This is a genomic window from Pseudoalteromonas sp. 2CM28B (assembly GCF_023161935.1).
Genome location: NZ_JALNTH010000024.1, coordinates 15,429 through 37,800, shown reverse-complemented (window position 1 = coordinate 37,800; position 22,372 = coordinate 15,429). Strand labels below are relative to the sequence as shown.

Here is a 22,372-nt window from a genome sequence, read left to right as displayed (position 1 = left end):
CTAATTGGCTCATAACGAATAACAATAAACACAAAGTATAGTTACGCATAATATCGTGGTCGCATTTAACTACTTTTCGATATTAGATTCATTTAATTCTCTAATAAATGATTGCAACAGTATACCTACTTTTAAATTAGACGGTGATGATTTATAAATGGCTGAAGACGTATTGCTCAAGCATGAAGCGCTTGTAAATGAATTAAAACAGTATTTGGGAAATGCTAAGTTTGATCTCATTTTCAAGTCAAAAACCGCCGAGTTAAGCAAACCCGAGCAGTTTTTAATAAAAATGGAAATGTCGCGTTTATCTCAGCCGATAGACCGCTTTATTGATCTACGTGGTTTAGTTACCGGTCAAGTAAAACCATATGAGCATAACGGTAAACAACACTTTATGGATGACACCGCCATTGAAGTATTCGAAGCGGCAATAAAACAACATAAAGGCTACACCCTTGCCGTGTACGAAGCGGTGATGAACACCGAAAATAATTTTCGTGTTTTACAGCAAAAATCAACGACCACCCCGCCTAAAATAATTGAACCACAACACGAACTGACCACCAACGTTATTAAATTTGCGGCTTATGAAAGTCGTAGCGAAGAGCGAATGAATTACTCAATTAAAATTACTATTGAGTACGATGAGCAAACAAAAATTGAAGCAAGTACTTCTGATATTTCACTCAGTGGCTGTAAAATTAAGTTGGCATCCCGCTATAATTTAAAAAAAGGTCAGCTTATTGTTATGCACTTAGTTGGCCTTGAACAAGATTTTGAGCTTGGGTTAAAAAATGGGATTGAATACGAAGTGGTTGCGATAGAAAATACCTCGGATGAATTTAATCATATTCGCTTAAAACGCACATTTAAAGAAAACAACACCGCGTTTGACCATTTTTTAGAAAGCTTTATCCACGGCAATAAACGCCGCTACAAAGTGAACTTAGATAACACCCTCGATGCAGTTATTTCTAAAGGCTACGAGCAATATTACATTCCTAGGGTCAATTCGCTATACGTTTTTATAAGTCAAAAAAACGGTGTTTATTATCCAAGCTTAAATTTAACTACTGAAAACAGCCTGTTTATTCAACGTTACTTTACCGATGAGCGCAAAATATCCTGCCTATACAGTGTGTTAAACCATGAGCGTATTCGTAACTTGGCACTAAAACCTGTGGCTGTAAAAGAGGAATATTTATATACCTTTACCCATGTCTCTGCAGGAAAAATTTACTACTATTCAGCCACTCGTTCAGAGCTTGAGCAACATACACAATTAAAAGCGTTATTTTTTGGTTTTGGTAGCCGAAGAGACAGTTGGCGCTGCTTTAAATTACAATTGATGCCAAGCCATACTGAAGATGCTTATATTCCTTTATCTTTACCTAACTCTTTGGGTAAAGATATTGAGAAACTTAATAAACCGCCTTCACCACGTGTTGAAGGCGCCATAAAAGACGTAAAATATTTAATGCTACTTACTCAAGTAGGTAATAAGCATGAACAACAGCATTATCAACAGTATGAATTTGATAAAGCCTTGGCCAATAAATTGAAATTGTTTGGCCACAGTAAGCATGCATCACCGCCGGAGCTAAATACCGTGCCGTTAGAGTACGTGAACCTTCGTTCTAATAAGCGTTACCTTTATAAAACCAGCGTCGTTATTAACACCCGCGACTCAGTGCTGCATGGCCACACTCGGGACTTTTCAGTCTTTGGTTTGCAACTAGAGTGTAATCAAGAAGTAAACTTTAAAAAAGGCGATATCGTGTCGCTGTCATTCCCTGATTTACAAAAAATCACCAAAAGTTATTCATTAAGTCTTATTCAATATGAAGTAATGGCGGTGAGTAAATCGTTAACCACGATTAATTTAAAAGCACATGTAGAGAAAAAGTCGCCTCATACTGGGGTCGATTTTTTTACTCTTTTAATTGACAGCAATAAACAAAAATTAAAAATAGCAGAAGAGTCACCTAAAGTACCAGGGCTTTCTACTGCACTTAGAAATATGGTAACCAAAACACTTTGCCAGTTCCCAATATATTTACATAAATCAATGGCTCACTTTGAAATTGGCGCCATGGGACTTGGTTTATATCCAAGCCCTCTGCATGTTATTTTACAAAATTTTTCGCTGCTAAATACTAAAACAGACTTATCAAATATTATTACTAAAGCGCACATTGCTGATGTGATCACCCCGAATATTAAAGAGCGCTCTCGCCAAGACTCGCCATTAGAATTTAGTTTGGTGATTAACTTCGATCCTAAAAAAGAAAATATAGCCGATGCAATTACCAGTCAGTGTATTTTAGGCACCGACTGCAGCGAGTTTAAACAGCAAGTAAGTAAAGGGCTAAAGTCTGAGCTGGTTTTTATAATGCGTTTATATATTTCACGTACTGGTCGACTCGATACTGACTACTTAGCAAGTGAGCTAAAATACGTTAGCCAATACGCAATTCACAAGGCTAAAGACTTAGAGGATGCCTTGTGGTCAGTATCGGGAGTTGGCGATATTATTGATGTAAGTGACGAAGCCCTTGTACATTTATCGCTCAACCAACAACAGGTTGAGCAAATGTCTAGGCGAAAACTAATTTGGTTAAACCGTTTACGTTAACCCTGAGATGGATTTAGCGGAACCGCCAACATATACAGCAATTGTAATAACGAGCCTTGGCAAATAGCCGCTTGGGCTTGTTCAACTACTTTAGGTTTGCCATGCACAGCAACGCCTAATCCTGCTTGAGCCATCATTTTTAAATCATTTGCGCCATCACCAATGGCAACTGTTTGCGTTTTTTCAAGGCCTAGTTTTCGTTGAAGCGATTCTAAAATAACCGCTTTTTGCTCAGCATCAACAATACCACCTAACACTTTACCTGTTAGTTTATCGTCTTTAAATTCTAATACATTGGCATGCACTTCATCTAAATTAATTAACTCTTGTACACGCTCTGCAAACGGCACAAACCCGCCTGATGCAATGGCTAAATACCATTGGTGGCGCTTTAAAATTTGACACAACGCTTTAATACCCGGCATTAAAGGCAGTGCACTTTTAAGATCATCAATTAAGCTCTTTTCAATGCCTTCAAGCTTGGCAACGCGTTGGTTTAAACTCTCACTAAAATCAAGCTTACCTGCCATTGCCTGCGCAGTCACGCTGGCAACCTCGTCATATACATTAGCTAAACGCGCAATTTCATCAATACACTCAAAAGTAATGGCTGTTGAATCCATATCCATTACCAATAATCCTGGTTTTTTTAAATTAGGGGGATTGGTTACTTGCACTAACTGACACGTCAAGGTATTTGCAAAAGCTTGAAGTTCAAGTGGGTTTATTGCCTGCTCTGTATTCTCTATATAAAAACATAATGCCGGAGATAACCCTAAATCTGGCTGATATTGACAAATAGCCGTTACTTTTTGCTGGTGAGCCGCAAAGAACTCAATCATGCTATTAATATGCTGAATATTAAAATCACCGCCAAATGCAATACTAAATAACCCTTGGTTTCTGTTTGGTGTTGTATTTAGTGGTGCAAATACGCCCTTTTGATAGCTGAACCATTTATTTAGGGTAAGTTGTGATAATGGTTGCTCAGCGCTGTGCTGTGCCATGTTCGCGTTCGACATGGGATCTCCGTTTATATTTCCTGACATTTAGCGCATTGATGATAAGGATATAAGATACAAAATTCGCCATCAGGGTGGATTTAAGGTTATAGTGTAGTTGTAACATCAAATCAAAATGCTGTCAGCAGCATATACGGTGACTATGAAAAATAACCATCTTAAAAATCCACTTACAGCCTCGCAAAAAAAGCGTTTAGTCCGTTTGCTATTGGCCGCTGGCTGCTTTGTATTATTAAGCTGGGTGGGTATAAATAGTAGCTTTCAAAGTCATCAACTGCTTTACGATAATGCCAATAGCGCAGCTAAATCTCTCACTCAGTTTATGGCACTGAATGCTAAAAATCCGCTGATAGAAAAAAACAAGCAGCAACTGACCACCTTATGCAACAATATCAGTAAAGATGAATTTGTACTCTCGGCCACTATTTATGACAAACAAGGTGTGGTACTTGCGAGCAGCGATAATTGGCAATCGCATCATGTGTATGGCTTATTACCTGACTCATCACCGGGTATTAGTAAGTTAAAAACGCCTTTTGTTGAGCAAGTTATTTCAGACGACAACCGCCCGATTGGCTTTGTATCTATTACCTATTTAACCCGTGCTGCGGTATCGGCTAGCCATAATCACTTTCATGATTTAGGTCGCCAAGTGCTACTTATGTTAGTGATTGCCTGTATTTTTACTTGGCAATTAGGCCGAGGATTAAAGCGCTGGCAAGTAAATCGTTATATACAAAAAACGTCTGAGCATGAATCATAAAGCTGCTCAGCTAATTGAAATTTATCGCTATTTGGTTTTAAACCATAAAGCGCATCAAATACGTTAGGAATATGCAGTGGGGTATTTACCTCCCCTTGATAGCCACTTAGCGGCATTGAAGGTGAGTCAGTTTCAAGCACCAAATGCTGCGGCTCAAGCTTTGCTATAACTGCACGTGTTTTAGCTGCACGCTCGTAAGTTATAACCCCACCGACTCCAAGTTTAAAACCCTGCTTTATATAATAGTGCGCTTGTTGAATTGAGCCTGAAAAAGCATGGATCACACCGCCGTTTTTTGGCCTACAACGCTTAAACGACTGCGCAATTAAATCATGGCTTTGCCTGTGATGAACAATTAGCGGTAAATCAAGCTCATTAGCAAGCGCTGTTTGCTGCTCAAACAAAAAGGTTTGTTTTTCAAGATTTTCGATACTGCGATCGAGACCGCACTCACCAATAGCCACCAACTGCGCTTTATTTGCTTTAGCAAAATTAAATAATGACTCTAAATGTGATTGTTGGTGTTGCTCTAAAAAATAAGGATGCAGCCCTGCCGCTATGCTGACTTGTGGGTAGGTTGCTTTAAACCCTAGTAGGTTTTGAGATTGCGCCAAGCTAATACCTGGCACAATAAATTGGCTAACGCCCTTTGCTACACAAGCATTAATAAGTGCTTCGCGGTTTGCGTCAAACTCACTAAAATCAAGATGGCAATGCGAGTCTATAAACTTCAAAAAACTAGCCCACTACGGATTTAAGCGCGTTATTTGCCAGCTATTATCGGCCTGACGCTGATACATAAAGCGATCATGTAGACGGTGCGCTCCGCCTTGCCAAAACTCGATTTTTTGCGGCACAACACAATATCCGCCCCAAAAATCAGGGAGTGGTATTTCACCTTTGGCAAACTTGTTTTTCATATTGGCAAAGGTTTCCATTAACACTTTGCGCGACGACACCGGGCGGCTTTGTTGCGACGCCCAAGCGGCTAATTGACTTTCTTTTGGACGTGATAAAAAGTACTTAGCCACGGCTGACGTTGGAAGCGGCTGCGCCTCACCATACACAATCACTTGGCGCTCCATGTGGTGCCATGGAAAGTGCAAGGAAATTTTATTATTGCCTTTAAGCTCTTGTGCTTTTCGTGAACCGGTATTAGTAAAAAACACAAAACCGTTATCATCTAAATGCTTTAGCAGCACAATACGCTGTGAGGGCTGACCAGTGTCATCAACCGTAGCGACCACCATTGCTGTAGGGTCGGGTAAATTACTGGCAACAGCATGCTCAAGCCAGGTTTCAAACTGCTTAAACGGATCATCAAGCAAGTTGTCTTCACTGAGCGCATCTTGCAGGTATTCACGGCGGATGTCTTCGAGTTTCATAAACAAATCCTTCTCTGTTTATTAAAGCGTATGTGGGTAAGTTAAGGTCAGGCTGTTAATCGTTATAAGAGCAAAAATAAAAATGTTTTGTTTAATGTTAGTTTAGTGTTGGGTTTCGTTTCACTCAACCCAACCTACGGTGCTATCAGCTACAAAATTGATTAATATACAAAAGTTCGTCAAGTAAAGCCTAAAATCATCTGCAAGTGTAGGAGTGCTAGCAAGGCGGTAAAACTATTTATGTCAAGGAGCATACGGCTTGTATGTGACTTAGGCTAAATAGTTTTACCAACGCAGCTAAAGCGAACTACACGAAGCAGACGTTCACCTATGTAGTTTAGCCTAAGACAAGGCATTCACCCCTACTTATCCCTATGAGCATACGATTTGTATGTGATTAGGGTAAGTCGGGGTGGATAACGCTGTATTAGGTTAAAATACGACGGTGATTACATTTGCTCCATGACTTCAATGCCTAACAGATCCAATCCTGTTTTTAGCGTATCTGCCACTAAATTACACAGCACTAAACGGCTATCACGTACGCTTGGCTCTACCCCTTCTTTAAGTACTGGGCAAGCTTCATAGAATGTCATGTATAAACTAGCTAATTCGTATAAGTAACCACATAATACGTGCGGTGTGGCTTCATTGATCATCAGATCAAGGACTTCTTCTAACTGTAATAATTTAAGCGCGAGGGTTTTCTCTTGCGGCTCAATAATACTTACATCGGCTTTTAAGCTTACAGCATCAACGCCAGATTTACGGAAAATACTGCGAACACGCGTATAAGCATATTGTAAGTAAGGGGCTGTTGCGCCTTCAAAGCTTAGCATGCTGTCCCAGTTGAAGATGTAATCGCTGGTACGATGCTTAGAAAGGTCAGCATATTTAACTGCGCCAATACCTACTTTACGCGCAATTTCACTGCGCTCATGTTCTGATAAGTCAGATTCACGCTCTGCAAGTTTTGTTGCTGCACGGCTAATCGACTCTTCAAGTAAATCAGCAAGTTTTACTGTACCACCTGTACGAGTTTTAAATGGTTTACCATCAGCGCCCATCATGGTGCCAAATGGACAAAACTCATAGCTTGTTTCATCACGTAATAAACCGGCTTTACGCGCAGTTAGCTCTACTTGATTAAAGTGAAGACTCTGGCGTGCATCAACAAATATTAAAATACGATCTGCGCCTAGTTTGTTGGAACGGTAATCACACGCTGCTAAGTCGGTAGTTGCATATAAAAACCCGCCACCTGATTTTTGCACGATAAACGCCGATGGCTCACCATCTTTATTGGCAAGTTCATCTAAAAATACGACTTGTGCGCCTTGCGACTCTACAGCTATGTTTTTATCTTTTAATAAGCTAATAATATCGTTAAGCTCACTGTTGTAAGCACTTTCTGCCATAATATCGTCTTGCGTAAGTGTTACGTTTAGACGCTTGTAAACTTCTTCAGAGTGCTTTACAGACGTGGCGATGAATAACTTCCACAGTTTTTCACAGTGTGCATCGCCACCTTGTAATTTAACAACGTAATCACGGGCTTTATCAGCAAAGCCTTCTTCATCATCAAAGCGCTTTTTCGCATCACGGTAGAAGATTTCTAAATCAGCAAGCGCTACCGACTCTAAGTCTACGCCTTGGCTAATTTGATCTTCTAAATGCGCAATTAGCATACCAAACTGTGTGCCCCAATCGCCCATGTGGTTTTGGCGAATGACTTTATCGCCTCTAAATTCAAGCGCACGTACAATGGCATCACCGATAATGGTTGAACGCAAATGGCCTACGTGCATTTCTTTTGCAAGGTTAGGCGATGAATAATCTACCACAACAGTTTGCGGTTCAGTGTGCTCGTTTACAGACAGTTTTGCATCGCTATTTGCTGCTTTTACACTGTTGGCCAAAAACTCAGGCTTTAAATGAATATTAATAAAACCTGGGCCGGCAATTTCTGTTTTTTCTGCAATGTCAGTTACATCTAGATTATCAATAATTTTTTGTGCAAGCTCGCGTGGGTTGCTTTTCATTTTTTTAGCGGCGCCCATTGCACCATTAATTTGATAATCACCAAATTGTGGACGTGTGCTTTGTGTAACTGCTGGGTTTGTGTCTTCAGGCAAGCCTGCTGCAATCATAGCGGCAATGGCTTTTTCTACTAAGATAGTACGAATGTTCATTATATTATTTACCTTTGTAAGCCCGCTAAAGCAGGCTTTCAGTTAACTTTAGTCAGTCAATTCTAGTTTTCGCGCGTATGGCTAAATGTTACGTCTGGGTAACGTTCTACCGATAGATTAAGGTTTACACGGCTCGGCGCTATGTAAGTTAGGTTATCGCCACCATCGAGTGCTAGGTTGCTTTCGCACTTGCGTTTAAACTCTTCAAACTTTTTAACATCATCACAGTGTACCCAACGCGCAGTATTTACGTTTACGCCTTCATAAATTGCATCTACGTTGTACTCTGCTTTTAAACGCGCTACAACCACGTCAAACTGAAGCACACCTACCGCACCCACTATCAAATCGTTATTAATAAGTGGTCTAAATACCTGAACTGCACCCTCTTCAGATAGCTGTACCAGTCCTTTTAATAGCTGTTTTTGTTTTAATGGATCGCGCAGACGAATACGACGAAATAGCTCAGGGGCAAAGTTAGGAATACCACTAAATTTTAGCTTTTCGCCTTGCGTAAAGGTATCACCAATTTGGATTGTGCCGTGGTTGTGTAAACCAATAATGTCGCCCGCGTATGCATCAGCTGCGCGCTCACGATCGCCCGCCATAAAGGTTACCGCATCAGAAATACTTATTTGTTTACCTATACGCACATGGTTCATTTTCATGCCTTGGCTGTATTTACCTGATACGATACGCATGAAGGCAATACGGTCGCGGTGTTTAGGGTCCATATTGGCCTGAATTTTAAACACAAAGCCGGTAAAATTTTCTTCTGTTGCAACAACTTGGCGATCATCTGTTTCGCGCGGCAATGGTGTTGGTGCCCACTGCGTTAAACCATCAAGTACATGGTCTACACCAAAGTTACCAAGGGCTGTGCCAAAGTACACAGGCGATAACTCACCCGCTAAAAACAGCTCAAGATCAAACTCGTTAGAGGCACCTATTACTAGCTCCAGTTCTTCACGTAATTGTTCAGCGAGCTCTTCACCAATGGCAGTATCAAGCTCTGGGTTGTCAAGGCCTTTAACTGTACGTACTTCTTGAATAGTATGACCTTGGCCTGTTTTGTATAAAATCGCCTCGTCATTATGAATGTGATAAACACCTTTAAACTCTTTACCACAACCAATTGGCCACGTAATAGGCGCACAAGCAATATTTAGCTCTGTTTCTACTTCATCTAGTAGCTCCATTGGGTCACGAATATCACGGTCACACTTATTCATAAAGGTAACAATAGGCGTGGTTCGTAGACGGGTAACTTCCATTAGTTTACGGGTACGGTCTTCTACACCTTTGGCGGCATCAATAACCATTAAACACGAGTCTACCGCGGTCAATGTACGGTAAGTATCTTCAGAGAAGTCCTCGTGCCCAGGGGTATCAAGTAAATTAACTAGCGCATTGTTATATGGAAACTGCATTACAGAAGTAGTAACCGATATACCACGCTCTTTTTCCATTTCCATCCAGTCAGACTTTGCATGCTGATTAGAGCCACGGCCTTTTACAGTACCGGCTTTTTGAATCGCCTGTCCGAACAAAAGTACTTTTTCGGTGATGGTTGTTTTACCAGCATCCGGGTGCGAGATGATAGCAAAGGTCCTTCGCTTATTGATTTCATTAAGAAAATCTTGGTTTGCCATGTATAAATTCTTTTAGTTTGTACACGGATTTGTACACACTTTTGGAAGTACTCTCTTTCAGTTCTTCGCTTGTCAAATCCGTCGTGTTAATCGTAATTGGCCACTATTTTCGCTGATCTTGACTTTATAAACAATCAATGGTTATCTAATCGGTTACCATTTACTCTCAGCGTGCGCCAATGCTCAGTTGTAGCTGTTTGCAATCGTTGCTTCTTCAGCTCATGAACAACTGTGGCTAAACCACAAATTCCTTCGCTACCAAAAATCGATGATAGCTTGTCGTACTACACCAATGATAGTGCAGTTGCCGTTGATCGGTATTGCAGGGTATTGAGGGTTCAAAGGTTTTAGGTACTTCTGTTCACCGTCAATGACCAACTGCTTAAAGGTTGCTTCTTTCGAATCATCCAAACGCGCAACAACCAATGAACCTGAAGTGCAAAGTAACTCAGGATCAACAACGATCACTGCCCCCTCAGGTATGGATTTTTTCCCGCTTGGACTTTCCATACTGTCGCCTTTTACGCGAAGTGCGAAACAACCCTCATGTGCTTTTCCAGTGACTTCACGCCACTCTTCAGCATCTTCATGGGCAAATCCCTCCGCTATTTCAGTCCAATCACCGGCCTGAACCCAGTTAATGAGAGGAATTCTTCCCTTAATGTCAGGCCCAACTTCTACATTACCGACCCCCAAGCCAATCTCGCCATCACCTGTGGCGAGCCAATGAGCATTCACGCGAAGCGCCTCCGCGATCTGCATGGTGTAACGCGACCTAGCCGATTTACCAGAGCAAATCTGGCTGATCGACTGCTGTTTGATACCAATGCGACGAGCCAACTCAGACTGAGTCACCCCAGTAAGCTGCAAGGCATGGTTTAGTCGTTCGGATAAAGTTTTCATAAGCCCGTATTCTACAAATAAAACTGTAGATTGGTCAACAATTTTAACTGTTGACCAATCTACAGTTTAAACTGTAATACTCAATCTTGTAACAGTTATTATTGTAACAGGTGACGGTATGGAAGTGTTCAACACGACACAAAAACATCTCCGCCGTGCCATTGACTTGTTCGGCGGGCAATCAGCATTAGCACTAGCCATCAACTCAAAACAGCAAAATGTCTGGTTTTAGTTGAATAAATCAGGGCGTGTTCCCGCTGAATTCGTTTTACCCATCGAACAAGCTACGCAAGGACAGGTAATGTAAATACCCATTTAGAACACAGTCATCTCGTAGAATATTTATGCCGCATTTCGGTACTCAAACAGCGTCATATCATTGAGTGAATCGTGCAGTCGTTGATGTATAACTCAATCCAATCTTCGGCTATTTGCTTCACTTCATTTAGGTTGTTGAAGATGTAGCCGTCGAGTACATCGTCACGATAAGTTAGGTTGAACCGATCAATGTATGCGTTCTGATATGGGCAGCCGGGCTTGATGTAATCAATCATAATGTCATGTGCTTTTGCCCAATTCACAAACACTTCCGAGGTGAATTCGCTGCCATTATCAACTCGAATTTTCTCAGGGTAAGCGTGTCACTCAGCAAGTTGGTCAAGATAGCGTATGACGCGCAGCGACGACATGCTGGTCGCTATATCGATACCTAAAACTTCGCGATTAAAGTCGTCAATAACGTTAAATGTGCGGAACCTGACTTTGTTGTGCAAGCTGTCGCTCATAAAGTTCATTGACCAGGACTTACTCCAGTGCATTTGGAGCAGCTCTGGAATGCGTTTGCTCATCGTAAAACTCCTTTGTTTTAGTTGAAAAGAAATTCTACGAGTGAGCTGTATTATTATACGGGGTAGTTACACTAACTATCGGTGTAAAAACTCCGATAAAAAGTATGATTGAGCCGATTAAGCAGAACACTTGTTTTGTGTTCATGAGTTCTCCTTTTTGTATCGCTAACGCCTGAGTTAAGCCGCGCCGCGAACCGACGTCGGCTTGAACGAATTGTTAGGCTTGCTAGCCAGGTAGCTTTGCCGCAAGTACATCAACGTTTTCGATGGACGGGGGCTCAGATAACAACTCACCTGCCTTTGCCATCAACGCGGCTGCGACCTTGCCGGAGAGATGGGCCTGGCGACCCGCTTCATCCGGGAAAGCATCAAAGATTCCGAAAGTGCTTGGTCCAAGGCGAATGCCAAACCACGCAGTGGTGGCAGGCTCCTCATTGACGATGGGAAGGCCACTCATAAGGAAGCTCTCAACCTCTTTCTCTTTTCCGGGTTTCGCTTCAAGGCGAACGAACAAGGCTACTTTGACCATGGAATGTCTCCTGTTGTTAAAACGACATCACGATATGCGACGTTCTCTTGTAAACTTAGCTGGTAATGCCTGATTTTTCCAGACACCTTCTACCCTTTTAAAATCTTCACGCTCAAAGTTGTTTGGCGATACTCTGTCATTTTTCGTATGACGCCGAGTTGGATTGTAAACCATCTCAATATAATGAAACACTGCCTGTTTGGCTTCAGCCCGGTTTGGATAAATACGACGGCGTATTTTTTCCTTCTTTAAATTGCTGAAGAAGCTCTCAGCAACCGCATTATCATGACAGTTACCACGTCGACTCATACTGGCTTTAATATTGTATACATCGAGTAATTTTCTGAACTGCCTACTGGAATATTGAGAGCCCTGGTCGGAGTGCAAACTGACTTGTTGCTGCGGTTTTCGTCACCAATAAGCGGCTGCAATGGCTTACATAGCCAAGTCTTCGAGCATTCGTTCGTTCATCGACCAACCAACGATATTACGTGCGAATAAATCCATGACGACGGCTAAAAAAAGAAAGCCTTCATGTGTTTTAATGTAAGTGATGTCGGTCACCCACCATTGATTAGGGTGCTCGACGTTAAATGCGCGATTTAACTCGTTATCGGCAACAATATCGGTCTTACCTCCGTAGTAGCCTCGGGGCGTGTTATAACCCCGCTGCGCACGAATGCCTTCTTTTTGCATTAAGCGTAAGATCCGATCACGGCCACAATATTGGTTGAAGTCACGAAAGTCCATGTAGATATTGCGGTAACCATGAAAGCCACCGCTTTCTATCCAAAACTGCTTAATTTTTTGCGCGAGTTTTTGGTCTTCACGCTCTCGCTTGCTGACTGGCGATTTCAGCCAATCATAATAACCGCTAGGGTGAACGTCTAACGTTCGGCACAAAACTCTCACGGGATAACGTGAACTACAAGATTTTATGAACCGGTACCGTTCTTTGACTCACCGACAAAGAACACCGCGGCTTCCTTTAACAGGTTCCTTTCTTGTTCAACACGTTTCAACTCACGTTTCAGCCGGGCATTTTCAGCTCGTAAGTCTTGTTCTTCTTCACGCGCTTTTGTTGGCTTTGAAATTTTTTAAGCCATCCATACAGCGTTTTAGTGCTTATACCTAGACGTTCAGCAACATCATTCACACTGTAGCCATGCACTGCGACTTGATTCACTACTTCTTGTTTAAATTCGTCCGAATATCGGATACCTTTACCCATGATTTACTTCTTATGGTCATAGTTACATTTTTACCATAAAAGGGGAACATTATTGGCTCAGCTATTTTAGAAGGGGCATGCCATGCGGGAGGACGCACGGCGAACTGAGGACGAAGCGCCGGCGTGGACAGCGCCGACGGACAATCACTGATCACGAAAACAAAAAGGCCGGCTTGATGAATGCTTCCGAAAAGAATGTGGTTCTACGGCTTAATGAGCATAAGAAGAGCGCATAAAATCCCTGACGGCTATCTGTCAAATTGCATGGGCGTAGCCATGTTCCATCACAGCATTTTATCAGACCGGCGCGCATCTCTTAGCGCCAGAAAAATCGGCACACCAATCTGCGAGAACAGCGCCAGGCCCCAAAGGGCGTTGCTGACAATCGACGGTATGAGGGGATGAACGGCTAGCACAACCAGCGCCATGACAATGCCGAACAGCCTCAGACCGGCGTTATGGTATTTGTCGGTGGCATCAGCCACGGTTCGACGCAGCGCCCATAGCGAAGCTAAAAAAACCGCAAGGCCGATCGAGCCAAGCGCGGCGTAGCCGGGCGGATAAGGCTCCCACAGGCCGACGTAGACTTCTCCGGCCAGCGCAACGCCAATCGTCACCGCACTCCACAAAATCACGATGTGAGCAAACCAGTATCTCAGCAGCACGGCAGTGGCGCGGCTCTTCGGTTTTTCATTGCCGGCGCAGTCGAAATAAGTCCAGGCCAGCGCGAAGAGGGACAAGCCGCCCATGGTCACATTGAACAGCGTACCCGCGCTGACGTTGTAGACGCCCTTGTCGGCCAGCGTGACCACCAGCTTAAAGAAGCCTTCACCCAGCAAAATCAACATCAGAAGGCCGAAGCGCTCCGAGATGTGTCCGAGCCGAGGCACAAAGCGTTCGAAGCGGAGCGTGCCCACGCGCGGCAGCATGTACTGCAGCTGGATTGCTGCCACGCCGGCGGCAAAGACCCAGTAGGCGACCGGTGTGGGCAAAAAAGCCGACAGCGCGAACACTCCGGCCAACACGAAAAAATTCCGCCCCTGTTCCTGCGCCAGCCTATTGGCCGCGTTGTCGGTACAGCGCGCCCGCCAGTAAAGATAGGCCGTCAGCGCCCGATTCAACGCATAGCCCAGCGCGAAATACGTCCAGCCTTCACCGCCCACGTCGGGAATCGCCGCCGCGATGGTCATCATCGAGACAATCTTAAGTGCCATCACCACGCGATGCGGCATGTCCGTGGAGATATACAGTGAGTTATAGACCGAGCTGTCTGCCCAGGCATAGAAAATCGCCAGGAACAGTCCCGTAAACACCCAGAATCCTTGCCACCCCAGATGATGGGACAGGTAATTCCCCAGAATGAAAATTGTCACTACATGGACCAAATCGAAGAAAAGTTCCACCCAGTGCACGTGGTCGTGGGTTTCATCGACATCCATGTGATGGCGCGGTCGCCGCCAGAGAAGCTCGTTAATTACCATACACACCCCCTTTGTCTTATTGTTCTGGCGGGGGTTCTACCCCGTTTCTACGGACAGTTTAAAACGTTTGTAAACTACCTGTCTTTATTCGCTACTCTACGTCGTATTCTTAGATTATGAAACCGCTCGATATAAAAAAATATATCGGCACAATGACCGACAGCACTCATGCTCCCCAAAAGCGCCATAAACTGTCAGGTACTGCATCCAAGCTGCTGCGCCTTCAGCAAAGGTTAGCCCTGCTGGTTTGAGTGCTACATATTCACTTGGTACGACAATCTCTTCTGCGTAGCAGCCATTCTGAGAAAGCCCCATCTGAGGGACAATACAAACCTCTTCCCCAAGGCGTAAATGATTTACCTCTTCCCCGACTTCAATGACTACCCCGGATGCTTCATAGCCGATTCGTAAAGGGAAGTCGGCCTTTTCTATAGTGGCCTCGCCTAAACATGGCATCAGCACGATTGAGCCTAACAACTTTGACCGCAATACGTACATCAGTGGCCTGCAAACTTGGACTCGCCAGCGAGTCAATAGTTAATACCTCGGGACCACCTAATCCATGGAAACGAACAGTTCGAATTAGTTTTCTTGGGCTCTTATGCATCCTCAACAATAATCTTTTAAGCGGAGTCAAGCTTTCAGAGAGTTAATTATTTTTAATATTCTCACTTCGTTCCGATGTATAGGGCGGTATAGAGTATGTACCCACAACATGTGCTACTAAATCACTCACCCCTTCAGAGTACAGAGAAACCTCCCCAACCACGAGAGTACGGCCGACTTTTATCAGAGAACATTCCGCAATGATTCGCTCATTTGCCGATGGCTTACGTAAGAAATTGATGTTAAGGCTAGTTGTTACTGCCAATGGCACGATGCCAATTTTACCAAGTATCGCCACATAAAGTGCCACATCAGCCACACTCATTAAAACAGGCCCCGAAACCGTTCCGCCAGGACGTAATTCATCCTGACCTACATGATGAGATACAGTCGCTCCACCGTTGCCCACTGCTTCCACAACGCATTTGCTTTGTGGAAACTCCGATTTCATGAAAGCGATAACTTCTTCTTTTGTAGCTGTCATTGAGACTCCTTAAATATTTATTCACGTTTATAGGCACCTGGTGAAGCGTTGCTCCAAGACTTCTATACCCCTTTGTGAGCCTAGCTTCTCTTCCACCAATGCAAAGCCCTGACTTTCGTAAAGATATCGAGCTGCATTAAGCCCTGAAAAAGTCCATAAGTTGATTTGGACGAAACCCTGAGCATCGGCAAAAGCTAATACAGAATTGAGAAGCTGTTTACCTAGTCCGAAACCTCTTAAAGAGTCGTCCACAATGAACCATTGTAAATGTGCTCGATTATGCCCAAGATCTTCACCATCAATGGCAACAGAAGCTGGAATTTTATCGTCCCGTTTGATAGTCCAAATCTCATTGCTTGGGTTATCAAGCCTTTCAATAAATTCCGCCATGCTACTCGCCACTGAACATGCAAATTCCCGACCAAAATCAGCCACTGTCGCGTAATAATGGGCATGCATCTGCGTAACACGTGCAATCAAAATGAATGTCCCTGATCTGATCGTAAGATTCTGATTTAGTTCATTCGATTTCCGCAACAAAGCCAGCGCTAATTGTAATCAGGCACTGACTGAGTTGAGAGACTAGCGGAAGCTACGAACTGTTAATCAAGTTCGACCACTATTTTACCAATCTGCTGATTTGACTCCAGATAATGATGCGCTGCTACTATCTCTTCAAATTTAAAGCTGCGATCGATGACAGGCTTGAGTGCTCCCTCGGATAAACCCGAGAGGATAAATTGCTTTGCTCTGCGAAAACGCTCGATGTCTTTTATAACTTCAGTAAACACATATCCCCTAACTGTTAGACTTTTACGAAGTGCTATTTTTAAGGGAAAAGGAGTTGTTTCGGGACTTAATGCTCCGTGAACTATTATTGTTCCTTCAGGGCTCATTGCTTCAGCAATTTCAGCTATCTGCGGCCCACCGACAGCATCAAATGCGATGTTTAAATTGTTTGCTCCCAAGATGCTTATCAAGCTATCCAGCAGCGGTTCTTCTTGGGTTGCAATCACATGGGCCGCGCCAGCCTTGAGCACAGCAGCCTTTTTAGCTCCTGTTTGAGTTGTAGCGATAGGGATACCCCCTAGAGCATTCACAATTTGAATCGCAGCCAATCCAACACTGCTCGATGCGGCGGTTATCAGTACTGCATCGCCTTTTTGCACGTTAGCAATTTCGACCAAAGCGCCATAAACTGTCAGGTACTGCATCCAAGCTGCTGCGCCTTCAGCAAAGGTTAGCCCTGCTGGTTTGAGTGCTACATATTCACTTGGTACGACAATCTCTTCTGCGTAGCAGCCATTCTGAGAAAGCCCCATCTGAGGGACAATACAAACCTCTTCCCCAAGGCGTAAATGATTTACCTCTTCCCCGACTTCAATGACTATCCCGGATGCTTCATAGCCGATTCGTGAAGGGAAGTCAGCCTTTTCTATATAGCTGCCTCGCCTAAACATGGCATCAGCACGATTGAGCCCAACAACCTTGACCGCAATACGTACATCAGTGGCCTGCAAACTTGGACTCGCCAGCGAGTCAATAGTTAATACCTCGGGGCCACCTAGTTCATGGAAACGAACAGTTCGAATTAGTTTTCTTGGGCTCATATGCATCCTCAACAATGACTTTTTAAGTAATTACAACAATGATTTTTTAAGCAATTACATCAATAACTACTTTACCCATGGACCCCAACTCTACAGCATTATGTGCATCCATTGCCGTGTCAAGGGAGAAGCGTAACGGATCGAGTATTGGCTTAATTTGTCCAGCTTCAACTAGAGCCGTAATTTGCCGCAGAATGTCACCATGATGTTTGCGCCCCTCTCCGCTGAGCTGTGGGTGTAACACAAAAATCGCTGACAATGTTGCAGAGCGTAATGACGACGGTGCCAGGTTATGTGAGCTGAATGCAGCACAACTTAAAATATGTCCATAATGTGCAATGATACCTAATGAGGCATCGAGTACAGAGCCACCGACAGTGTCGTAAATGATATCGAATCCTTTGCCTTGGGTGTATGTGTCCACGTAGTCAGCAGGGCTTACAGTGTGATAATCAATCGGCGTGGCACCAAGCGCCTTGACCAGTTCTTGTTTTCCAGTCGATGCAGTGGCATAAACGTCGGCACCTAAGGCCTTAGCAATTTGCACAGCTACATGCCCAACTCCGCCAGCTCCACCTTGGATAAGGACTTTCTGGCCCGCTTTAACATTCGCCTTGTCAACCAAACCTTCCCAAGCGGTAAGTGTAACCAGAGGTAAAGCCGCAGCTTCACGCATGGACAAATTTTTCGGTTTGAGAGCAAGTAACTCAGCATCTACGTTGGCATATTCAGCCAATGATCCTTGCAATCCTCGCACTCCGCCAGTCAGACCATAAACTGCATCGCCTACTGCAAAGTCGGTGACGCTGTCGCCGATAGCAACAATTTCTCCAGCTAAATCGGTGCCAAGTACTGCGGGTAATTCCGGCATGGCATAAGGAGCGATACCTTGGCGGATCTTGTAATCAATAGGATTGACGCCACTTGCAAATATTTTTACTTGCACCTGACCTGCTGATGGAGAGGGTAAGTTAATCAGGGCATTCCGGAATACTGTACCCTCTTCATAGCTATCTAATACCAAAGCACGCATTTGTCTGTTTAACGCTGTCATCAATAACCTCACAAACTGAATATTCAGCGGGTGGTTAAAATCACCCGCTGGTTAATAGGTCTTTTATTAAACGAATTAAAACTCTTGAACAGTTGGGCGCAGAACAATCTCGTTTATATCCACATCCGCAGGCTGCTCAATTGCGTATGCGATAGCACGAGCAACAGAGTCAGATGGAATTTCATTTTGCTGATAAAAATCTTTTACAAAGGCTGCACCCTGAGTATCTGAGCTTCCATGTTTTAAATCAGATTCGATTGCACCTGGTGAAATGATTGTTGAACGAATTTTACCCCCAACTTCATGGCGTAAGCCTTCGGCAATAGCGCGAACAGCGAATTTGGTTCCGCTATAAACCGTGCCGCCGGGACTAAATACTTTGACACCCGCTACGGATGAAATATTGATAAAGTGGCCTGTTCCCTGAGCCTGAAAAATCGGAAGCGCTGCGGCTACTCCATACAGCAGACCTTTAACGTTGATGTCAATCATGCGATCCCATTCGTCAACTCGAGTCTCAGCTAACGGTGCAATCGCCATTAACCCTGCATTATTGATAACCACATCAACTTTACCGAAGCGCTCTTGTGCAAGATTTACAAGGGCCTTCACTTCGTCCTGGCGAGTCACATCTGTCGCTTGAACCGCAACTTTTCCGCCTGCTGAGCGAATGTCAGCAGCAATAGCTTCAAGCTTCTCGATACGGCGGGCACCTAACACTACTGACGCACCAAGACTAGCCAGATATCTTGCTGTTGTTTCGCCTAAACCGCTGCTACCACCGGTGATAACAACGACTTTACTGCTGATGTTGTTTGCTAAAACACTGCTCATAGTTAATATCCTCAAATCAGTTGAATGAATGACTCTGTCTAAATAACAAACAAATTATTACTTACCTTCAGAAATTAATAAATGGAAAAGTTTTAATTTCACAATTCCTAAAAATGGAATAGTATTAATGTATTCATATCAAAACTGAATGTGACTGTGATGCTTAACAGATTAGAAATGCTCCGGATATTTTGTACTGCTGCTGAGTCTAGCAGCTTTAAAGAAGCGGCTAACCGTCTGGGAATTTCTCCTCAGGCAGTGACACGAGCAGTGAAGGAGTTAGAGCGATTGCAAGGGGAGCTTTTATTTCATCGAAATACTCGACACATACAAGTGACTCTAGTTGGAGAAAAATTTGCTGTGATAGCAAAAGAACGCCTGCGCGCTGTAGATGAATTGTTTCAAACAAGCGCCCCTAACTCGGGTAATGAATTACAAGGGCGGGTTCGTATCGCAGCGCCTGTTGGTTTTGGTCATAAATGCTTAATGCCAGTATTACTGGAACTCTCAACAATACATCCTCAACTGGATATAGACCTGACACTCAGTGACGAGCGCGTGGATGTAGTTGACGAAAAAATAGATATTGGGATTCGTATCGGCTTCATGAGAGATAGCCGATTTATTGCCCGCCAGCTCACCAAAATTAATATGTATGTCGTGGCTTCGCGTGAGTTAATAAATAAAGTGGGAAAGCCTGCGTCTATTGAAGATCTAAACCACTTGCCGGCTACAGGGTTAGTAGATCGCAATACGGGAAAGCTTTGGCCATGGATTTTTTCCATGGACAGACAGTGGACCCCATCCATAACACGTTTTCGAAGTGCCGACACCGAAGCTGAATTAATGGCTATACAAAATGGACTGGGGTTTGCTCAAATTCCTGACTTTTTGGTCCAAGACTTATTACGCCAAGAGAAACTGGTGAGAGTGTTAGAAGAAGTCGAGCCTGTGCCTTGGGATTTATATATTTATCGCCCTCAACGTGGTCCAGTACCACTACGTATTCGATTGGTTTTTGATCACTTGGTGTCAAGATTGAGTGGCCGCTAATGGCACATAAGTAATATTCATAAAGTGCGAATACTACATTAGCTCACTTTACTGCAAAAACCGTAACCAATGTCTTCATTGAGTCACCAGGAATCATAACAAAGTGCATTTTGCTACCAACATGCTGCCATGTTCTGAATCGTCGGAACAGGATTCACATCAAATGCGCCTGCCAAGCCCTGAACTTACTTGTTTTTCGCGAACGGACAAGAAGAGCTTGCCACAAACGGCTTTGATACCACTATTGAGCCATCACTTCGTAAGATGTTAGAAAAGGGGTTACCTGGTGCGCTACTGCTGTCATCTGCATTCTCCTGAAAATCAATGTAAAGCTATCATCGCCTGATTCATCACTTGTTGATGGTCAGAAAGATGCATGATTTGTTCAGAAGATCAGCCTTATCAAGACACCGGTATCATTGTGCGGTTTACCAAATTTCCAGTTTACGGCGAAAAGCGCCGTAAAATCGCACAAAGTTAAACCATCTTTATCGATATGTATGCTTTAGCTACTAGTAATTCAACGTAGCGGTATGCTTCGTAAGTGCGTTTCGATGGCTTCAATCACTGTCTTAGTGAGGGGTAAATGCGTTTTTTCTTTCGCCCATACCTCATGGAAGCCTGCTACAGTTTGCTTTGCGGTATCTAACACCAATTTTTCTGGCAACATGGCTTTAGCCGCGAGGTGTGATAACTCATCCAACGTGAAATCACTGAATTTCTTGCTACGGCTCACCTTAAGCGATGCACTATCATCTGGGATATAGGGAATGGTTGAAACAAAGTCATAAGCAGGTGCAATAGACGCGGTGCGCTTATCTTTGTAGATCACAGACCAATTCTTCAAATGCATATCAGCATTACCAATTAGAGTATTGAACACCAATCGGCGAGTAAATTCTGCAATGTCTTCGTCTTGGCCTTCAATACCGATAACCTGAGCAATATTCCGCATACTAGCTTTTTTGTATTTATCTTGAGGATAAACGCCAAACACTTGCGCAAAGTCCTCAATGTGCACAGCTTGACCATCTGCACGGTCAAAACGCTTAATCACAAACGCACTGTCACCAAATTTGCCAATGCCATTGGGGATATTAGCAATCCGATTAATAGGGAGTAGCTGCGTTTCTGGCACGTCCATTCCCAACATTCGAGCCAGTTCCATCATCGAATATTCATTTTCTGGCACAGCTTCAAATCGAGACGACGGCAATTTTACAATCCAAGAACCACCTTGACCGGTTGCTGGGATCGTCAAACCGCCATTTGCCTGCTGCACAGCTGAAAACTTCAATTGCACTCCCGCTAATGAAAAACGCATTGGCCCATCTGTTTTCGTTTCATCTTCTATGTCTTGATGCACATTAGGTGGTAAGGCTTCACCATCCGCAGGCTCAACCGTGATCGCGCCTGCCAAATCCTGTCCCAGTACCCACAATAGAAAAAACTCCCGCGCTGGATTTACACCGGCACGCTCTGCCAGGTAATTTCGCATGGTTTCTTCTGGCAAAAGGTTAGAGAAAAACGGGGTTAACTTGGTTTGGGTCGGTTTGAAGCTAGTCAGCAAGCCACCTAGCGAATCTTTAAAGCCAAGCCCTAACACAGGCCGTGATTCGTCATTAATGTACGAATCCATAAAGGAAAAAATCGTTCTGTCATTGCCCACGTTGGTGATCGTTGCAATGGGTTCACCGTAAAGCAAAACGTTGAGCGTAGAGACATGGTTAGTCATCGTCGTCTTCCTCTAACTGATAGGCGGGCGACATTGGCTCACCCTCGTCGCTGATGCCGTTAATACCTTGTCCACTTCGAATGATCGACTTGATGGCAGGTACAGATTTTTTAGGCGCAACCAATAGCTCTAGGTCTAGTACACGGGCAAGTGCAATCAAACTGGATATTCTTAAATCAACACTGCCAGACTCGATTTTCGAAATATGGCTTTGAGGCACCCCCGAACGAGCACTTAACTCTCTCTGGCTAAACCCCTTTCGTACCCGAGCTTCTCGAAGACTTTCTAGTATCTGCTCTGTTACATAGCTCATTTCGATACGCCTTAATGCATCACTTAAGAATAATTATAT

The 22,372-nt window shown here is 43.7% G+C and carries 20 protein-coding genes and 3 pseudogenes; 4 read left to right on the top strand and 19 right to left on the bottom strand.

From position 1 onward, the window contains the following. The first annotated feature begins 157 nt into the window (after window positions 1-157). Window positions 158-2,638, top strand: a complete 2,481-nt coding sequence (locus MTN96_RS24355; RefSeq protein ID WP_069440044.1) for a PilZ domain-containing protein — start codon at window positions 158-160, stop codon at window positions 2,636-2,638. Here the strand turns inward: MTN96_RS24355 and serB are convergent. After that, complete coding sequence (gene serB, locus MTN96_RS24350) at window positions 2,635-3,660, bottom strand: phosphoserine phosphatase SerB (RefSeq protein ID WP_248532949.1); 1,026 nt, start codon at window positions 3,658-3,660, stop codon at window positions 2,635-2,637. The genes MTN96_RS24355 and serB overlap by 4 nt on opposite strands. Before the next feature lie 142 nt (window positions 3,661-3,802). On the opposite strand from serB, the gene MTN96_RS24345 reads away from it, so the two are divergent. Next, the gene (locus MTN96_RS24345; RefSeq protein ID WP_013465696.1) at window positions 3,803-4,423 is read left to right on the top strand and encodes an AhpA/YtjB family protein; all 621 of its coding nucleotides are present in this window, start codon (window positions 3,803-3,805) and stop codon (window positions 4,421-4,423) included. Here MTN96_RS24345 and MTN96_RS24340 read toward each other — a convergent pair. The 5 genes from MTN96_RS24340 to MTN96_RS24320 form a co-directional block, all read right to left on the bottom strand. Then, on the bottom strand, window positions 4,390-5,157 hold the full coding sequence (locus MTN96_RS24340) for a TatD family hydrolase (RefSeq protein ID WP_069440046.1): 768 nt from the start codon (window positions 5,155-5,157) through the stop codon (window positions 4,390-4,392). The two genes, MTN96_RS24345 and MTN96_RS24340, sit on opposite strands and share 34 nt — an antisense overlap. A gap of 12 nt (window positions 5,158-5,169) precedes the next feature. Further along, window positions 5,170-5,808 carry a pyridoxamine 5'-phosphate oxidase gene (pdxH, locus tag MTN96_RS24335; RefSeq protein ID WP_024602100.1) on the bottom strand — a complete coding sequence of 213 codons (639 nt, stop codon included), beginning with the start codon at window positions 5,806-5,808 and terminating at the stop codon, window positions 5,170-5,172. 449 nt (window positions 5,809-6,257) lie between these two features. Next, on the bottom strand, window positions 6,258-8,000 hold the full coding sequence (gene argS / locus MTN96_RS24330; RefSeq protein WP_248532947.1) for an arginine--tRNA ligase: 1,743 nt from the start codon (window positions 7,998-8,000) through the stop codon (window positions 6,258-6,260). A gap of 62 nt (window positions 8,001-8,062) precedes the next feature. Then, window positions 8,063-9,652: a peptide chain release factor 3 gene (gene prfC / locus MTN96_RS24325; RefSeq protein ID WP_036981551.1), complete on the bottom strand. Its 1,590-nt coding sequence runs from the start codon at window positions 9,650-9,652 to the stop codon at window positions 8,063-8,065. Window positions 9,653-9,907: 255 nt separating this feature from the next. After that, a complete protein-coding gene (locus MTN96_RS24320) occupies window positions 9,908-10,555 on the bottom strand; it encodes a LexA family transcriptional regulator (RefSeq protein ID WP_214552514.1) in 648 nt (215 codons plus the stop codon). Between the two features lie 118 nt (window positions 10,556-10,673). Here MTN96_RS24320 and MTN96_RS24315 point away from each other — a divergent pair. After that, window positions 10,674-10,856, top strand: a pseudogene (locus MTN96_RS24315) (transcriptional regulator); the annotation flags it as partial. A 70-nt stretch (window positions 10,857-10,926) separates the two neighbouring features. Here MTN96_RS24315 and MTN96_RS37335 read toward each other — a convergent pair. From MTN96_RS37335 to MTN96_RS24265, 11 genes and pseudogenes are all read right to left on the bottom strand, one after another. Then, on the bottom strand, window positions 10,927-11,109 hold the full coding sequence (locus tag MTN96_RS37335; protein ID WP_374275881.1) for an integrase core domain-containing protein: 183 nt from the start codon (window positions 11,107-11,109) through the stop codon (window positions 10,927-10,929). Window positions 11,110-11,196: 87 nt separating this feature from the next. After that, on the bottom strand, window positions 11,197-11,403 hold the full coding sequence (locus MTN96_RS24310) for a hypothetical protein (RefSeq protein ID WP_248532945.1): 207 nt from the start codon (window positions 11,401-11,403) through the stop codon (window positions 11,197-11,199). Between the two features lie 226 nt (window positions 11,404-11,629). After that, window positions 11,630-11,932, bottom strand: a complete 303-nt coding sequence (locus tag MTN96_RS24305; RefSeq protein WP_248532944.1) for a putative quinol monooxygenase — start codon at window positions 11,930-11,932, stop codon at window positions 11,630-11,632. A gap of 27 nt (window positions 11,933-11,959) precedes the next feature. Then, window positions 11,960-13,163 (bottom strand): annotated as a pseudogene (locus MTN96_RS24300) (IS3 family transposase). Between the two features lie 284 nt (window positions 13,164-13,447). Then, a complete protein-coding gene (locus MTN96_RS24295; RefSeq protein ID WP_248532942.1) occupies window positions 13,448-14,644 on the bottom strand; it encodes a low temperature requirement protein A in 1,197 nt (398 codons plus the stop codon). Between the two features lie 303 nt (window positions 14,645-14,947). Beyond that, window positions 14,948-15,100 (bottom strand): annotated as a pseudogene (locus MTN96_RS37330) (alcohol dehydrogenase catalytic domain-containing protein); the annotation flags it as partial. 193 nt (window positions 15,101-15,293) lie between these two features. Further along, the gene (locus MTN96_RS24285) at window positions 15,294-15,734 is read right to left on the bottom strand and encodes a PaaI family thioesterase (RefSeq protein WP_036984080.1); all 441 of its coding nucleotides are present in this window, start codon (window positions 15,732-15,734) and stop codon (window positions 15,294-15,296) included. A 27-nt stretch (window positions 15,735-15,761) separates the two neighbouring features. After that, complete coding sequence (locus tag MTN96_RS24280; RefSeq protein WP_248532941.1) at window positions 15,762-16,214, bottom strand: GNAT family N-acetyltransferase; 453 nt, start codon at window positions 16,212-16,214, stop codon at window positions 15,762-15,764. Window positions 16,215-16,336: 122 nt separating this feature from the next. Next, complete coding sequence (locus MTN96_RS24275) at window positions 16,337-17,344, bottom strand: zinc-dependent alcohol dehydrogenase family protein (RefSeq protein WP_248532940.1); 1,008 nt, start codon at window positions 17,342-17,344, stop codon at window positions 16,337-16,339. A 46-nt stretch (window positions 17,345-17,390) separates the two neighbouring features. Then, the gene (locus MTN96_RS24270; protein ID WP_248532939.1) at window positions 17,391-18,398 is read right to left on the bottom strand and encodes a zinc-dependent alcohol dehydrogenase family protein; all 1,008 of its coding nucleotides are present in this window, start codon (window positions 18,396-18,398) and stop codon (window positions 17,391-17,393) included. Window positions 18,399-18,473: 75 nt separating this feature from the next. Next, window positions 18,474-19,232: an SDR family oxidoreductase gene (locus MTN96_RS24265; protein WP_248532938.1), complete on the bottom strand. Its 759-nt coding sequence runs from the start codon at window positions 19,230-19,232 to the stop codon at window positions 18,474-18,476. Window positions 19,233-19,391: 159 nt separating this feature from the next. Here MTN96_RS24265 and MTN96_RS24260 point away from each other — a divergent pair, with 159 nt between their 5' ends. After that, a complete protein-coding gene (locus MTN96_RS24260) occupies window positions 19,392-20,285 on the top strand; it encodes a LysR family transcriptional regulator (protein WP_248532937.1) in 894 nt (297 codons plus the stop codon). 520 nt (window positions 20,286-20,805) lie between these two features. Here MTN96_RS24260 and MTN96_RS24255 read toward each other — a convergent pair. Both MTN96_RS24255 and MTN96_RS24250 read right to left on the bottom strand, forming a co-directional pair. Then, the gene (locus tag MTN96_RS24255) at window positions 20,806-22,020 is read right to left on the bottom strand and encodes a type II toxin-antitoxin system HipA family toxin (protein ID WP_248532936.1); all 1,215 of its coding nucleotides are present in this window, start codon (window positions 22,018-22,020) and stop codon (window positions 20,806-20,808) included. After that, window positions 22,013-22,333, bottom strand: a complete 321-nt coding sequence (locus MTN96_RS24250; protein WP_000122829.1) for a helix-turn-helix domain-containing protein — start codon at window positions 22,331-22,333, stop codon at window positions 22,013-22,015. The genes MTN96_RS24255 and MTN96_RS24250 overlap by 8 nt, the downstream gene beginning before the upstream one ends. Between the last annotated feature and the right edge of the window lie 39 nt (window positions 22,334-22,372).

Coding starts and splice junctions, on each gene's coding strand:
- MTN96_RS24355 (WP_069440044.1), top strand. CDS start 158: ATGGCTGAAGACGTATTGCTCAAGCATGAAGCGCTTGTAAATGAATTA.
- serB (WP_248532949.1), bottom strand. CDS start 3,660: ATGTCGAACGCGAACATGGCACAGCACAGCGCTGAGCAACCATTATCA.
- MTN96_RS24345 (WP_013465696.1), top strand. CDS start 3,803: ATGAAAAATAACCATCTTAAAAATCCACTTACAGCCTCGCAAAAAAAG.
- pdxH (WP_024602100.1), bottom strand. CDS start 5,808: ATGAAACTCGAAGACATCCGCCGTGAATACCTGCAAGATGCGCTCAGT.
- argS (WP_248532947.1), bottom strand. CDS start 8,000: ATGAACATTCGTACTATCTTAGTAGAAAAAGCCATTGCCGCTATGATT.
- prfC (WP_036981551.1), bottom strand. CDS start 9,652: ATGGCAAACCAAGATTTTCTTAATGAAATCAATAAGCGAAGGACCTTT.
- MTN96_RS24320 (WP_214552514.1), bottom strand. CDS start 10,555: ATGAAAACTTTATCCGAACGACTAAACCATGCCTTGCAGCTTACTGGG.
- MTN96_RS37335 (WP_374275881.1), bottom strand. CDS start 11,109: ATGATTGATTACATCAAGCCCGGCTGCCCATATCAGAACGCATACATT.
- MTN96_RS24310 (WP_248532945.1), bottom strand. CDS start 11,403: ATGAGCAAACGCATTCCAGAGCTGCTCCAAATGCACTGGAGTAAGTCC.
- MTN96_RS24305 (WP_248532944.1), bottom strand. CDS start 11,932: ATGGTCAAAGTAGCCTTGTTCGTTCGCCTTGAAGCGAAACCCGGAAAA.
- MTN96_RS24295 (WP_248532942.1), bottom strand. CDS start 14,644: ATGGTAATTAACGAGCTTCTCTGGCGGCGACCGCGCCATCACATGGAT.
- MTN96_RS24285 (WP_036984080.1), bottom strand. CDS start 15,734: ATGACAGCTACAAAAGAAGAAGTTATCGCTTTCATGAAATCGGAGTTT.
- MTN96_RS24275 (WP_248532940.1), bottom strand. CDS start 17,344: ATGAGCCCAAGAAAACTAATTCGAACTGTTCGTTTCCATGAACTAGGT.
- MTN96_RS24270 (WP_248532939.1), bottom strand. CDS start 18,398: ATGACAGCGTTAAACAGACAAATGCGTGCTTTGGTATTAGATAGCTAT.
- MTN96_RS24265 (WP_248532938.1), bottom strand. CDS start 19,232: ATGAGCAGTGTTTTAGCAAACAACATCAGCAGTAAAGTCGTTGTTATC.
- MTN96_RS24260 (WP_248532937.1), top strand. CDS start 19,392: ATGCTTAACAGATTAGAAATGCTCCGGATATTTTGTACTGCTGCTGAG.
- MTN96_RS24255 (WP_248532936.1), bottom strand. CDS start 22,020: ATGACTAACCATGTCTCTACGCTCAACGTTTTGCTTTACGGTGAACCC.
- MTN96_RS24250 (WP_000122829.1), bottom strand. CDS start 22,333: ATGAGCTATGTAACAGAGCAGATACTAGAAAGTCTTCGAGAAGCTCGG.